The organism is Desulfocicer niacini (genome assembly GCF_054657595.1).
Map to the genome: position 1 here is coordinate 105,713 of NZ_BAAHYK010000012.1, position 13,251 is coordinate 118,963.

At 45.1% G+C, this 13,251-nt stretch carries 13 protein-coding genes; 2 read left to right on the plus strand and 11 right to left on the minus strand.

Going from position 1 to position 13,251, the window contains the following annotated elements; genetic code table 11:
- Positions 1-27: 27 nt before the first annotated feature.
- Positions 28-2,313, plus strand: a complete 2,286-nt coding sequence (locus tag ACYQ2M_RS08460; RefSeq protein WP_459915895.1) for a tetratricopeptide repeat protein — start codon at positions 28-30, stop codon at positions 2,311-2,313.
- A gap of 60 nt (positions 2,314-2,373) precedes the next feature.
- On the opposite strand, the gene ACYQ2M_RS08465 is transcribed toward ACYQ2M_RS08460, so the two are convergent.
- Genes ACYQ2M_RS08465 through ACYQ2M_RS08515 form a run of 11 tightly spaced genes read right to left on the minus strand, consistent with a single transcriptional unit; the run spans position 2,374 to position 11,869 of the window.
- Positions 2,374-2,721, minus strand: coding sequence for a hypothetical protein (locus ACYQ2M_RS08465; protein ID WP_459915896.1), 348 nt, complete (start codon positions 2,719-2,721; stop codon positions 2,374-2,376).
- A 1-nt stretch (position 2,722) separates the two neighbouring features.
- Entirely contained in the window at positions 2,723-3,223 is a 501-nt protein-coding gene (locus ACYQ2M_RS08470; protein ID WP_459915897.1) for a type II secretion system protein, read from the minus strand.
- Complete coding sequence (locus ACYQ2M_RS08475; RefSeq protein WP_459915898.1) at positions 3,213-3,584, minus strand: type IV pilin protein; 372 nt, start codon at positions 3,582-3,584, stop codon at positions 3,213-3,215. Before ACYQ2M_RS08475 ends, ACYQ2M_RS08470 begins: the two co-directional genes overlap by 11 nt.
- Before the next feature lie 23 nt (positions 3,585-3,607).
- Positions 3,608-4,108 carry a type II secretion system protein gene (locus tag ACYQ2M_RS08480; protein ID WP_459915899.1) on the minus strand — a complete coding sequence of 167 codons (501 nt, stop codon included), beginning with the start codon at positions 4,106-4,108 and terminating at the stop codon, positions 3,608-3,610.
- A gap of 21 nt (positions 4,109-4,129) precedes the next feature.
- The gene (locus tag ACYQ2M_RS08485; protein ID WP_459915900.1) at positions 4,130-6,280 is read right to left on the minus strand and encodes an SPOR domain-containing protein; all 2,151 of its coding nucleotides are present in this window, start codon (positions 6,278-6,280) and stop codon (positions 4,130-4,132) included.
- Positions 6,264-6,887 carry a hypothetical protein gene (locus ACYQ2M_RS08490; RefSeq protein ID WP_459915901.1) on the minus strand — a complete coding sequence of 208 codons (624 nt, stop codon included), beginning with the start codon at positions 6,885-6,887 and terminating at the stop codon, positions 6,264-6,266. The genes ACYQ2M_RS08485 and ACYQ2M_RS08490 overlap by 17 nt, the downstream gene beginning before the upstream one ends.
- A complete protein-coding gene (pilO, locus tag ACYQ2M_RS08495) occupies positions 6,880-7,425 on the minus strand; it encodes a type 4a pilus biogenesis protein PilO (RefSeq protein ID WP_459915902.1) in 546 nt (181 codons plus the stop codon). Before pilO ends, ACYQ2M_RS08490 begins: the two co-directional genes overlap by 8 nt.
- Positions 7,409-7,963 carry a hypothetical protein gene (locus tag ACYQ2M_RS08500; protein WP_459915903.1) on the minus strand — a complete coding sequence of 185 codons (555 nt, stop codon included), beginning with the start codon at positions 7,961-7,963 and terminating at the stop codon, positions 7,409-7,411. Before ACYQ2M_RS08500 ends, pilO begins: the two co-directional genes overlap by 17 nt.
- A 31-nt stretch (positions 7,964-7,994) precedes the next feature.
- Entirely contained in the window at positions 7,995-8,921 is a 927-nt protein-coding gene (locus tag ACYQ2M_RS08505) for a hypothetical protein (RefSeq protein ID WP_459915904.1), read from the minus strand.
- The gene (locus ACYQ2M_RS08510; protein ID WP_459915905.1) at positions 8,918-10,654 is read right to left on the minus strand and encodes a GspE/PulE family protein; all 1,737 of its coding nucleotides are present in this window, start codon (positions 10,652-10,654) and stop codon (positions 8,918-8,920) included. Before ACYQ2M_RS08510 ends, ACYQ2M_RS08505 begins: the two co-directional genes overlap by 4 nt.
- 3 nt (positions 10,655-10,657) lie before the next feature.
- Positions 10,658-11,869, minus strand: coding sequence for a type II secretion system F family protein (locus tag ACYQ2M_RS08515; RefSeq protein ID WP_459915906.1), 1,212 nt, complete (start codon positions 11,867-11,869; stop codon positions 10,658-10,660).
- Between the two features lie 649 nt (positions 11,870-12,518).
- Here ACYQ2M_RS08515 and ACYQ2M_RS08520 point away from each other — a divergent pair.
- Positions 12,519-13,175: a PEP-CTERM sorting domain-containing protein gene (locus tag ACYQ2M_RS08520; RefSeq protein WP_459915907.1), complete on the plus strand. Its 657-nt coding sequence runs from the start codon at positions 12,519-12,521 to the stop codon at positions 13,173-13,175.
- Positions 13,176-13,251 lie beyond the last annotated feature (76 nt).

Genomic DNA, 13,251 nt, shown 5'->3' on the forward strand with positions numbered 1-13,251 from the left:
CTGTTATTCACCCCCAGCGGAGGATGTATGTACTTCAAGACAAAGGCGCTTCTCCCGGTTATTATGTGTTTGTTCATCCTGGCAGGATGCCAGGGAGAACAGGAAAAAATTGAATCCCACCTCAAAAACGGGATGAATTATTTTTCCGAAAAACAATACCAGAAAGCGCGTATTGAATTTCTAAATATTACGCAATTGGACCCGGAAAACGCCACGGCATGGTATCAACTGGGAGAAACCATGATTCGACTCGGCAATGCAAAAGAAGCCTTTCAGGCCTATGCCAGAGCAGAAACATTGGATCCAGACAATACAGATATCCTTTTAAAAACAGCCAGCTTTCTACTCCTGTCAAATCAGATAGAACAAGCTGAAAAAAAAATAGACAAAGTAATCCTACTGAATCCTGAAAATACAAAAGGATTGTTTCTCAAAGCACAGATACTTATCCGAAAAAATGAAATAGCCCAGGCTGAAGCCATTCTTCACAAAATCCTTGGATTGACACCAGACAATTACAGCGCATACCGCAAACTGGCCAACATTAAGGTATCACAAAAAAATTACGGCGAAGCCGAAGCACTGCTTCTTAAATCCATATCCATGGATGAAACCAATCTCTCCTCACGGATGGATATAATTCGTTTTTATGTGAACCGAAAAGCCTTCCTGAAAGCAGAGCAACAACTTGTCAAAGCCTGCGAAACCAACCCTGAAAATCCGAACCCCCAAATTATGCTTGGCAATTTCTATCTTCGCATGCAAAAGGAATCCTTGGCCGAAAAAGCATATCTCAAGGCCATGGAACTGGCACCTAAAACCATCAAACCCTTTATTGCTGCAGCCAGCTTTTATGATATCACAGGAAAGGATGACCGTGCCCTGGAAATGTACACCCGGGCCGTGGCCATTCAACCGGAAAATCTTTCTCTACAAAACACCCTGGCAAAATTTCATTTCAAAAATAAACGACTCACCCAGGCCGAAGAAATTGTCTCCGGCATACTTGAATTAAGACCCAACTTTTTTGCAGCTCTGCTACTTAAAGCTGAAATTAAAATCCATGAAAAAGCCCCTGATGAGGCTTTATCCCTTTTGAACCGCCTTGAAAAAGAAAAACCGGAGACAGCCAGGGTTCACTTCTTGAAAGGGATCTGTTTTATGGAACTTGGAAAAACCAGAGACGCCATTATCGCGCTGTCAACATCTCTGGATTTCAATCCTCAAAATCTCAAGGCAAGGGAATATCTGGCAAGACTATACTATAAAGACAACGCCTTTGATCTTGCCCGTCACCAAGCCCTGGAAATTTTAAAAGTGATGCCTGACAATTATCCGGCAACGGAAATTCTTGCCAATTGCGATATGGAAGCAGGACAAAGAGATAAGGCACTTGAAGGTTTCACGAAACTCATCAAAATATCACCTGAAAACCCAACGGGATATCATCTTACAGGACTATATTACTCCTATGAAAAAAAATATGATGAGGCAGCATCTTATCTCTCCCGGGCACTGGCCATGGACAGCACCAGCATGGACACCTTAACGCTTCTTGTGAGAAATGCCATCAAGCAAAAGAAAAATGATCATGCCCACAGCCTGATCCAGAAACAAATGGAAATTGCCAGCCAATCCCCCCGAATGATGGCCACGCTTTACAGCCTCAAGGCTGAAGTCTTTCTTGCTGAAAATCAAGAAGAGATGGCATTGAAAGCCTATGAGACCTCTCTAAAAAATGATTCCGACTATCTGAAACCCTATTTTTCCATGGCCCGCATCTACGTAAAGACCAACAATATCAAAAAAGCCATTGAGCAGTACACAGCTGTGCTAGACAAAAATCCCGACATCATTGTGCCCCACATGCTTCTGGGGATTCTTTATGATGCAGATGCTCAGTTCAAACTTGCAGAGGAAAATTACCGAAAAGCCCTTGCGATAAATCCTCGATATGCGCCGGCGGCCAACAATCTTGCCTACCTTCTGGTTTTAAGAAGCAATGATTTTGATCAGGCCCTCCAATGGGCCAGAGTGGCCAGGGAAATTCTTCCAGAAGATCCTGCCGTCATGGATACCCTGGGCCTGGTTTATTTTAAGAAAGGCCTTATGGACAGTGCCATTGGTGAATTTCGTGACAGTCTTAAACGCAACCCGGATAATCCCACAGTTTTATTTCATCTGGGCGAAGCCTATCTCAGCAGAGGAGATGAACAGGATGCACTGGATGCCTTTAAAAAGGCCCTGAGCCTGAACAAAAATTTTAAAATGGCTGCCCAAGCAAAGGTCTTTATACAGCAAATTGAAGGATAAAAAATCCTGGGGATTGGTCACAGCTCCTGCAAATACTGTGTAAATCCAATCCCTTCAGAATCACTTTTCAACTATTTTTTTTAAAAGAAAGATAATTTCCTTATTTTGAGCCTCCATGAGATCATATTTTTCCAGGATTCGATCGTATTTATCGCTTAAACTATTATTCTGCTCACGAATCAAATCCAGCATGCGCACGGTATATTCACTTCCCAGGGCAATCTGCTCAAACAAATAATCTGAGCCCACCGAACTGTTGGGGGCCGGCACCATGGAATTATATTTTTCACTGAACTGATCTGTGATATCCGATGCGCGTACACCATGCCCGCCAACATACAATAATACCATCCCCGTTGTCAGCAAGACAGACAACGCCTTCACTCCCCACGGTCTTGATATCTGCATACTACCCTCCCTTTCCCGGTTCAGATATGAACTTCCAATCACTGTATTTTTTCTTATTTTTGAAATTGGAAAATGCTGGAGAAAAGTTATCCTGCTTCAGGGGTTTTTCGATACTTCTGCTAAAAACCCCCTTGATTCCACCCCGGCCGTCCAGCACCAATCCCCATTGACCATCAGACGTCATGGGATCAAAATAAAGCCGTCTAAGATGCCGCAGAGTCCTCCCGGTCCTAGGATCGTTCAAAAGCACCTTAAGGCTGTGGGGAAAAGGCGGATTTCCCCCGGAACCATGCCTGTAATAAGACGAAATGGCATTTTGAATCTGCAGCCCATTGAACAAAAGCGTCTCTTCCCTTTCCCGTTGCATGATGGTACGCCAGTATTTCTGAACACCCATGAGAGAAATGGATGTAATCACAATCAACGCCAGAGCCGCCGGATAGGTAAATCCCCTGTGGGAAAAAAGCTGAAATCGTCTTTTACGCAAAAAATCACCATTCATTATATGGCTCTCCGTCAAGACTTATCCGGTCACTGCCGCTGTGAATATTCCAGATACCGGTCACAGTATCCCCAGTGGGGGCAATGAGCACCCACGAGTCCCGGCTGCCGGTAAAAGGGTCCTTTGGGACATCCATGATATAGCGTTCCGCCACCAGATCCTCCAGGGCATCGGGATATTTGCCATGATCACTGTAGTATTGATCAATAACATCCCTCATGACAAAAAGGGTGTGCCGAAGGGATGCTTCCCGGGCTTTTATGATGGATTTCTGAAAACTTGGAGCAGCTATGGTGGCAAGGATACCGATTATTGCCATAACCGTCAGCAGTTCAATCAGTGTAAAGCCCCGTCTATTCATCTTATCCCTCCCAGCATCTGACATTACCATTCCCGATACAGAGAACCATCCAGGGCTGTCTTGTCGCTCTGGGAGTAGATATCATAGACATCCTGTCCTCCCCAAATTCTGGAATCCGGTGCATCGGCATAAGACCGAAGGCCCCACTCCCCCGATTCCGTCATGGGATCAGGTGGTATGCGCCGTAAGAATTTTTTTTTAACCTTACTTGCCTGGTTCAGCTCCACACCTTCCACAAGCATTTCCAGGGTTTCAGGGTAACCGGAACTGCCTGCCCCAAGGGCAACAATATTATCATCAACCATTTGTTTGTATTCATCAATGGCTGTTCTGATCAGTCTCAGATCTTTTCTCAACTCCAGTTCCCTGGTTCTTTTATAAATCACCTGGGACAGCGGAATAATTCCCGTGGAGAGAATAGAAATGATGGTGAGGGTGGCCATCAGTTCAATCAGGGTAACCCCCAGAATACTACGAAAAAGTCCCCTGGTTATTCGGTCAGTATGAGCAGTGTTATTATGCATTATGAAATTATCCCCGGATTCTCATTCCCCGTACACATAAGCCCTATCCACCGCAAAAACATCTCCGGCAAAAACATCTTTGGATCGCATTTCAAGTGCCGCCTGCTCTGCCTCCATAAAGCTGGAAAATTCCCCGGCAAACACCCGATAATATATCCCCTTTCCCGGTATATTTGCCTTTTTAACAAAGGTTGAATACTGCTGTTCTTCCAGGGCAAGAGCTCGGGATTTTGCTTCAACTTCTGTTTCAAAAGCATTGACCTGGACGGTAAAAGAAGGATCATGGGGCAGAAAGGTTCCCTCTTTAATAGCCTTGGAAAAATCGTTATCCGGGGAATCATTATACACAATGTTATCCCCATCCCCCTGACCAAATGGCGGGGTGGTGGAAGATGTTTTTTCACTTCCAGACCAGAAACCGATCACCTCTTTTTCCGGCAAATCCTGGCTTCGTATCACCACTGGGGTAATGGTCATGAGAATATCTGTTTCCACATTCTCATTGTACCGATTGGAAAACAGTCTACCCATGGCCGGGATATCCCCCAACAGAGGGACTTTTTTCACCGTCCCCCGATCTTCATCCTGGATCAAGCCTCCCATAATCACCGTATCTCCATCATTCATGGTCAGAATCGTACTGGTGGATTTGGTCCGGATGGCATACTGGGGATCATCCGTCCCGCCCACATTGCTGCCAAGGGAACTGATCTCCAGGGCTAAATTCAGGTTGACCTGATTATTCATGGTGATCACCGGTTCTGCATTAAATTTGATTCCCACATCTTGGTATTGAAAATCATAGGTAATGGAGCCATCAGTCTGAACCTTACGGTTGGATCTCAGCGGAATCCTCTCTCCTATGAGTATGGCGGCTTTACCGTGGTTTCTCACACGAATCTGTGGTTTGGCAAGAATGCGGGTATCGGCGTCCTGCTTGAGAAGATTCAAAGTGGCAGTGGGCAGCGACAGATACAGCTCTTTGCTTGTAATATTTCCGATGTCATCCAAAGAACCCAGCCCGGCAAAGCCAAAACTGGAGTCTTCATAATAGTTAATCCCCGCACTTTTCTCGCTCACACCCAAGGTGATGCTGTCTGAAAAAGACAATCCCAGATTTTTCTCCTTGGATCGACTCACCTCAATGATTTCAACATTTAGAACCACTTCAGAGGGGGCCAGATCATTGGCCTGGATAATCTTCCAGGCCATGTCAACATCTGTTTTTTTCCCCCTCAAGGTGATGGCATTCAGGGTCTCATTGGCCACAATGTCCTTTGTTTTAAAAATCTTTGAAATTATGGCAACCGCATCTTTGGATGTGAGGTGGGACAGGTAAAAGGTCTTCACAAACAGATCCTCATAGTCCTTGGCCTTGGCAAGGGTATCCGGATAGATCAACAGAGTATTCGCATTAATGGTTCTGGCCCTGAGATCACTGGTCTGTAAAAGCACCGCTATAAATTTGTCAATCTTTATATCTGTCATGAAAAGCGTTACCGGGCTTTCCTTTACATCCTTATCAAAGATAAAATTAATTCCGGAAATTTTTGACAGAATTTCAAACACATTCATCAAAGGGGTTTTTTTGAACTTAAGAGAAATGGGAGCATCTTGTTTAAGATCCAGGTGATAGTTAGAGAAGACAAGGTCTTCTTTTTTATACCGCAACAGTGCATTTTTTGCCCGTTGATTAGCAGGATCCAGTTCAACGGCTTTCTTATATGAATCCAGAGCCTTGGAAAAGGCGCCTTGTTTAACCAGGGCCTCTGCCTTTTCCATGTGGTACACAGATGCTTTCATTTTTTTAACCCTGGAAATCAGCTCCACCGCACGGGTATTGGCAGGGTAAAAGGCGATGGCCATCTGCAGCTCGGCGATGGCCTCCTTCAGGAATCTCTTTTTAATCAATGTCTCCGCTGTCTGCAGATGAGCCGTGGATGCTTCCTGCTTTGAACGATTTATTTTAAAAAGCAGTTCAGGGTCATCTGGGCGGTTTTTCAGGGCTTGAGTGTACCAGGCCACCCGAGAATCAAGATCCATGCCTTCCGGTGCCTGGTAAATATCTTTTCCTGAAGAATGTGTGGCAACACATCCCTGGGCCGCCATAACCAGCCACGACACCATCAGTGCCGCAAGTAAGTCTTTTAAAATTTTATTCCTGTTTATCATTGAATTCCCTCATATCAAGATGTATGGTCTCATTTATATCAAGGGCTTTGATTGTAATGGAATTCTCCTCAATGGCCTTTATGAGATATTTTCCATTTATGCGATCTCCGATCTTGGCAACCAGCACCTGATTCCCCCGTGATAAAAATACCGCTTTTTCATTTCCTCGCTGAAATCCCCCCAGAAAGGTAAATGACAAAAGATAATCCACGGTTTTTTGAAGTAGATCGGGAGTCGATGCTGCCGGCTTCACGGGGGGCGTTTTACCGGATGCGCCGGAAATGCCATGTGCTGTTTTATCTGAAGAAGTTGTCTGCGGTTTTTCCCTAAGATGAAGGGCAAACACATCGTTGACAAGCTCCCCTGAACAAACAGGTTGATTAAAGAATTGATCAAAAATGCGGTTACTGTATGCCTGTGTTTTTGCCACCCCACCTGTTTTCTTTTCAGGGGAAAAAATGAGATCTCCGGCAATGGGCTTACTGCCTGTATAGGTTAACCTGTCCACCCGGGGCTGAACATAGGGATGCATGATACGATACCCCACCGATGCAAGCAACACCAACAGTGTAAGGCTAAACATCATTTTCCGTTTACGGTCATCCATCCAGATTCCCCTTGAAAAAAAGATCAATCACCAGGGACAGGGTCACTCCGGACTCTCCGGCCGCAGATCGGGTAAGGGTAATATCGTCAAGCACAATAATTTCCGGGAAATTTTGCAGATCGGCAAGGAATCGTTTAAACTGCGGATAGGCACCGGACACGGTGATAACGGTTCCATAGCGGTTCAGGCCAAGTGGTTCAGATACGGTTCCCGGTTGAAATACCATTTTGCCGGTCATGGACAGACCGCTTTTTTGTAGGCTTTCGGCAATCCGACCCGCATATTCCGGCAATAAAAAAATATGGGGAACCCTTGTATCGATAACCCTGTCCATGTCCGCCTTGATCGCTTCCCATTTTTTCTCATCAGGTCCGTAATCCGAAGTTACCCGTTTTATATCAATACGCTGTGAAGCCAGGGTATGTTCCAGGGCTTTAATCCGTCTTTCCTGGCGACTGAGCACCGTCATCCAGAAAACCCCATTGCACAAGATCAGCATCATGGCTATAAATATGATTTTTTTACCGTTGGAGATCATTGCGTTTCCAATGTGCTATGATTTCAAAAGAAAATTCTTTCCCACCGATAACCGATCCCCTGTTAAAATCAATGGTGAACCGACTGGAGCGTTTAAGGGCGTTAAGAAAAACTGCCACACTGCCTGCATCGGGAGATTCTCCCTTTAGAAGCAGTAAGGATGCGCCTTTGGAAAGTGACAATTCATTGATGACAATATTTTTTGGAATTGCCGTCTCAATGACATCAAGAAGTTGAGATAAAGGAAACATATCCTTTTCCAGGATACGTGTAAGGGACTGAAAATCCGACTTCAACCTTTCAAGCTGTTGGGGGGTGTATGGTTTTGGAATCGTCCCATGCGATCTTTTTTCAGGGGGCTGTTTCTTTTGTTCAATCTGATTTTCAAGGTTATTAATATATGATCTGTTTGAAAAAAAAGCACCCGTGTTCAGCAAAGTCAGCATCCCGGCAAACAAAAGCAAACATATCATTGCCGGCCCCATCAGGCGGGTTACAAGCGTCTGCCGTGCCTGGAAATTAAGTTCGACGGGTTTCATGCGCTCTCATTTCTCCCTTTACAAATCAGTTCTAAACAAACGCCGCAGTAGCGGTTGCGGTAAACAGGGATGCCTCATCCGTATCAAAGAACTGCGCTCCTAGGTCAATAAAATCCAACGGATTCAAGATCGTCACGTGGCCAATCCCCTTTTCCCGAAGCAAGACTTCCAAATTTTTAACCTTAACGCCATGTAAATCCACAAAAACACGGGAAAACAGAATGCCGGGGCAGTTCATGAAGCAATGATCCAGCATCAGGGAAACATCTCGACCATGACGATCCATCCCCCCATGCAAAAAGCCTTTTCTGAATGTTTTAAAAAAAAGAGGGACGCCTTCAGTGAACCCTGCCAAGGTGACAACCCATTTTGACAATGCCAAATAGAGGCAACTGCCCGTCACCGGCAGGGCCGAGACATAAAGATTAAACCGATTCATAACCGCGGGGGAAAAGCCCATGGGAACAGCACCTATACTCTGAATTTCTTTTCGATACTGGGCAAGCACCAATTGGGACATCATGGCCACCAGCAGAACCTGACCTCTCCTGGCATCCCGCCCCATGGACGTCCAGGAAATTGCCATATCTTGGGCTGGAAACGCCAGCTTCCGAGTAACCGACCATCTAACAAGTGCGTCTATCTCTGGAATCTCCTCTGGCAATTCCTGAAAACAATGAATCGTCAACTTTACCGTTTCATGGGGAAGGCAGATACCCAGCCGACCGCCTTTAAAGCGGCACAAGTTCAACCCTTTTTTAACGTTTTTTTTAAACGCCTCCGGATCAAGAATATTCTGTGTTTTAAAAGAAATTTTAAGGACGTCTTCGGGCATGGGTGAGGTAACGCCTTTCTCCAGACAATATCCGCTGTTCTTCCGGGAGAAAAGCCCCGCCCTGAAGCCCCCATCAAAAATCTCCATGCCTATAGCGGTTTTTTTACTTTTAAACAGCTTCATACGTCAAGCACCTGTTCTATGAAAGTAACCCGGTTGGCTTCCACCAGTGTAGTCTCTCCCTGCCACACCTCGTTTAATGCGGCGGAACGTAAAAAAACAACCCCTTTTTTAAGGGCATGCCGGGCAAGGGTCGAAGTGGATACTTTTTTGACAATCATCTCTCTCATGTCACCATCCAGTTCAACATGTTCAATTATGGCCTTTCTACCATTGTAACCGGTACCATTACACAACTCACATCCAACGGCGCTATAATAGGTTTTATGGCGGTGCTTATCCGGGTTCAACCCGGATTCCACAAGCGCTTCCGGAGAAATCTTTTGTGGTTGTTTGCAGATGCACAGACATCGAATCAATCGCTGTGCCACAATGCAGTTCACTGCAGAGACAAGATTGTACGGCTCTATGCCCATATGGACAAACCGATTGATCACCTCAAAGGAACTGTTTGCATGAACCGTGGTAAACACCTGATGTCCGGTCAAGGCCGACTGCAGGGCAATTTGTGCGGTTTCAGCATCCCTGATTTCCCCCACCAAAACTTTGTCAGGATCATGGCGAAGGATGGACCGCAAGCCCTTGGAAAAGGTGAGGCCTTTTTTCTGGTTCACCGGAATCTGAACAATACCTGGCAACTGATATTCCACGGGGTCTTCAATGGTGATTATTTTGGTATCCTTTGAATTTGCTTCTGACAATGCTCGGTAAAGCGTGGTGGTTTTTCCACTTCCCGTTGGACCCGTCATGAGAAACATTCCATAGGGCGCTTTAATCTGACGACGCAACCGTAAAAGCTCCGACGCCGGCAGATCCATACCGTCCAGACTCAGATTGCCGGATGAGGGAGCCATTCGTTCCTGGTCCAGAATTCTGATAACAGCATCCTCACCAAAAATGGTGGGTAGAACGGAGATTCTGAAATCCACAAACCGTCCCTTGACTTTAAGCTTAAACCGCCCATCCTGGGGTACCCGTTTTTCCGAAATATCCAACTCGGACATGACCTTTAACCGGGAAATAACGGAATTTTGATTTTTGATATCAATGGGTTCGGTCACCTGATGAAGCATGCCATCAATACGGTATCGTATAAGCATCCCCCGGGAGCTGCCCTCCATGTGGATATCACTTGCTTTTTTGTTGATGGCATCAAGGATGGTGGAATCCACCAGTTTGACAATGGGACTTTCCGCAAAACCCACCCGTTCAGCAGACAATTCATACTCACCGTTGTTCGATTCCCTGACAATGGGAAGGCGCATCTCTTCAGAAATATCAAGCACATCTTGGGAGGTATCCAGGCGTTGGAGAAATTTCTGCAATTTTTCTCCACTGACGATGACAAAGGAGATATGATAATCCAGAAGCATCTCCATTTCATCAATGGCATTCAAAAAATCCATGGGATCGGCAACGGCAACATCCAGATGCCTGTTTTTCTTACGGAATGGAAGAATCTTTTTACTGACCATGAATTCAATGGCAAGGAGTTTCAACATCTCCGGATCGTTGATCTGGGAAAAGGGAAAATATCGACACCCATGCTGCACGGCAATAATTTTTGCCAACTGCTCATCATCCAGCATGCCCTGATCCAAAAAAAGCTTTCCCACTTTACGATCGGTGATCCCCTTGCGGGACAAAACGATATCCACCTGTTTTGCGGTTAGGAAACCCAGCTCAACCGCAATTTCTCCGATCATTTTTCTTTTCACGATGGAAAGATCAGGCATTTTTTATCCTATGGTTCCAGCCATTTGAAAAATAGGCATATACATTGCGAGGACGATGAAACCAATCACCGCACCCATCAATACCATAAGTAACGGTTCAATGGAAGAAGTAATCATGGTCAGCTTATTTTCAACATCCGTATCATAAAATTGCGCCATATCCATGAGTACGGATTCAAGGCTTCCCCCTTCTTCTCCGGCGGCAATCATGCTGATGGCCATATCTGGGAACACACCGGTTTGCTCCAAAGAATCTGCAAAACCCGCTCCCTGTTCCAGCCCATGAAGTGCCCTGATAATACACCGATTCAAATACCGATTGCCCACCAGATCAGATGCAATTTTAACGGCATTATTCAGGGGAGTTCCACTTGAGAGCAAGGTGGACAGGGTCGCAGAAAACCGGGCCATGGCATAACAGATAACAACCTCTCCGATAAGAGGAAACTTAAGAAGGTGACGGTCAAATATCAGAGCACCTTTTTCCCACTTCAAAAAAAAATAACTCATCACACAAATTAGACAAAACCCCATGGCCATGAACCCGTATCCCTGTTTTACAACATCGGTGATACGGAGCAGGACCGCCGTAAAAAAAGGCAATTGCGTGGCTGTCTCCACAAAGGAAGATGTCACGGCAGGCACCACAAAAAGAATTAGAAACGCAACCACGAAAAAAGAGCACACCGATAAAATCAACGGATAGATGGAAGCGGCCTTCACCTTCTGCTTGAGAGCCTCGGTTTTTCGGGTATATGAAAGATAATTGGATATGGCTCCGGGAAGGTCCCCCCCCAATTCTCCGGCCCGGAGAGAGGCAATATAAAGGGGAGAAAAAACATGGGCATAAGTTCCCATGGCACCGGAAACAGACTCACCTGAGGCAATAACGTTCCTAATTTCCTTTAAAAGACGGTAAAAACCCTGAACTTGTTTTTTTTTGGAAAGAATATTGTCAAAGGCTGCAACCACAGGCAATCCGGCCTTTAAAAGCACGGAAAATTCCTGATTAAAGGCATAAAACAACCTGGGGTTCATGCGAACTTGGGGTTTAAGAGAGAAAAATGATCGCTTGCCGGTGCTTTTACTGGCACTCACAAGGTGAGTCCCTTCCTTAAGCAATTGCGCCCTGACACGTTCAATGGTATCAGCGACAATCATCCGCTCAACCATATGGCCGTCACTGGTGACGATTTTACACCGGTATGTCGGCATAAAAAAGAGTACCTCCGTTTCAAACGTTTAAATCATGATTGTGCCTTGATGAATCTGCTTTGTTTTTTTACGAACAATCTATTAAATTTTTTTTCCAAAAGCAATGATTATTCCAAACCGGTGTGCCCCATTGCCAATGGCTGTATGAAAAGAAATACTCACCATACATGTAAACATTGTGCTATTGTCTTTGAGTATGTGAAACAAATTACATACTCACTTGGCCCTGGTCATCACCTCGACCAGACATGATAGAAATGTTGGTGGATCAAAGGCTGACTTTTTTTCATGACCCATGATTTTTATCAATCGCCAGTGTTTACTTCGAAACCAATTTAAATAAACGTGCCCAGAAGTAAAGCAAGTCAGCCCCATCTCAAAAGTGGCCCATAACAATTTTTTCAGAATCAACCATTCCCGGCACACCGAGGGGGCACAAACTTTGCTTTTTTTTAAAATGTTTCATATGATCGCCACAGTCAGGCCTTTTTCTGAACTCGTTCTGCCACAACATATAATGGCGTCCGCAACCAAAAATCTTACAAATTAATACCTTTGGGTGATAGACCAAAAGCTTTAATTGATTTAATGTGAGATATAAGATAAAAATCAGCAAAAAAAATTCAAACTTTAATAACGGGGGTTATACATGAAAAAATATTTGAGCGTATTTCTAATTCTCTTTACCCTTTGTCTGACGTCCAATGTCAGCGCCTATGACTTTGATGTCAATGTTGGAGATCAGGTTATCTGGGCTGGCGATTATGTGGGGAACGGGGGAGAATTCACCTGGACACTGCTGGATGACGGGGGCGATCGAACAGATTTCTCATGGTCATCATTTTGCGTAGAAACCAGCCAGACCATACGCAGAGCCACCCCCTACACCGTAACCGGCATTTCCGACACAACCACATCCGGTGCAACACTTACCAATGAAGTTGCCTGGCTGTACTGGAATTTCAGCAATAATACCCTGGATGGCTACAATAGCTCCAGCACAACGAGTCAAATGGCTCTTCAGAATCTTATTTGGGACGGGTTGAATCAAGACGACTCTTATTTTTCCTGGAGACGTGGTGTTGGGAACCAGATGGATACATGGCTTGAGATGGCAGAAACAGCCATACAAGGCGGTTGGACCAACGATGGCCTGGTTCAGATCTTGAATCTGGGAGGCGCTCAAGATCAACTGATTGCAGCAAACCCCGTTCCGGAACCGGCAAGTATGTGTCTTCTTGGAATCGGACTGATCGGACTGGCTGTGGTGGGAAGAAAAAAGATACAGCACCAAACCATGGTATAATTACCACGGGCAGGCCACATTCGAAATTCAGTACTTGTGAAGAAGATAAGGTTTGATTTAGAAAATTAAAGAATTT

Coding starts and splice junctions, on each gene's coding strand:
- ACYQ2M_RS08460 (WP_459915895.1), top strand. CDS start 28: ATGTACTTCAAGACAAAGGCGCTTCTCCCGGTTATTATGTGTTTGTTC.
- ACYQ2M_RS08465 (WP_459915896.1), bottom strand. CDS start 2,721: ATGCAGATATCAAGACCGTGGGGAGTGAAGGCGTTGTCTGTCTTGCTG.
- ACYQ2M_RS08470 (WP_459915897.1), bottom strand. CDS start 3,223: ATGAATGGTGATTTTTTGCGTAAAAGACGATTTCAGCTTTTTTCCCAC.
- ACYQ2M_RS08475 (WP_459915898.1), bottom strand. CDS start 3,584: ATGAATAGACGGGGCTTTACACTGATTGAACTGCTGACGGTTATGGCA.
- ACYQ2M_RS08480 (WP_459915899.1), bottom strand. CDS start 4,108: ATGCATAATAACACTGCTCATACTGACCGAATAACCAGGGGACTTTTT.
- ACYQ2M_RS08485 (WP_459915900.1), bottom strand. CDS start 6,280: ATGATAAACAGGAATAAAATTTTAAAAGACTTACTTGCGGCACTGATG.
- ACYQ2M_RS08490 (WP_459915901.1), bottom strand. CDS start 6,887: ATGGATGACCGTAAACGGAAAATGATGTTTAGCCTTACACTGTTGGTG.
- pilO (WP_459915902.1), bottom strand. CDS start 7,425: ATGATCTCCAACGGTAAAAAAATCATATTTATAGCCATGATGCTGATC.
- ACYQ2M_RS08500 (WP_459915903.1), bottom strand. CDS start 7,963: ATGAAACCCGTCGAACTTAATTTCCAGGCACGGCAGACGCTTGTAACC.
- ACYQ2M_RS08505 (WP_459915904.1), bottom strand. CDS start 8,921: ATGAAGCTGTTTAAAAGTAAAAAAACCGCTATAGGCATGGAGATTTTT.
- ACYQ2M_RS08510 (WP_459915905.1), bottom strand. CDS start 10,654: ATGCCTGATCTTTCCATCGTGAAAAGAAAAATGATCGGAGAAATTGCG.
- ACYQ2M_RS08515 (WP_459915906.1), bottom strand. CDS start 11,869: ATGCCGACATACCGGTGTAAAATCGTCACCAGTGACGGCCATATGGTT.
- ACYQ2M_RS08520 (WP_459915907.1), top strand. CDS start 12,519: ATGAAAAAATATTTGAGCGTATTTCTAATTCTCTTTACCCTTTGTCTG.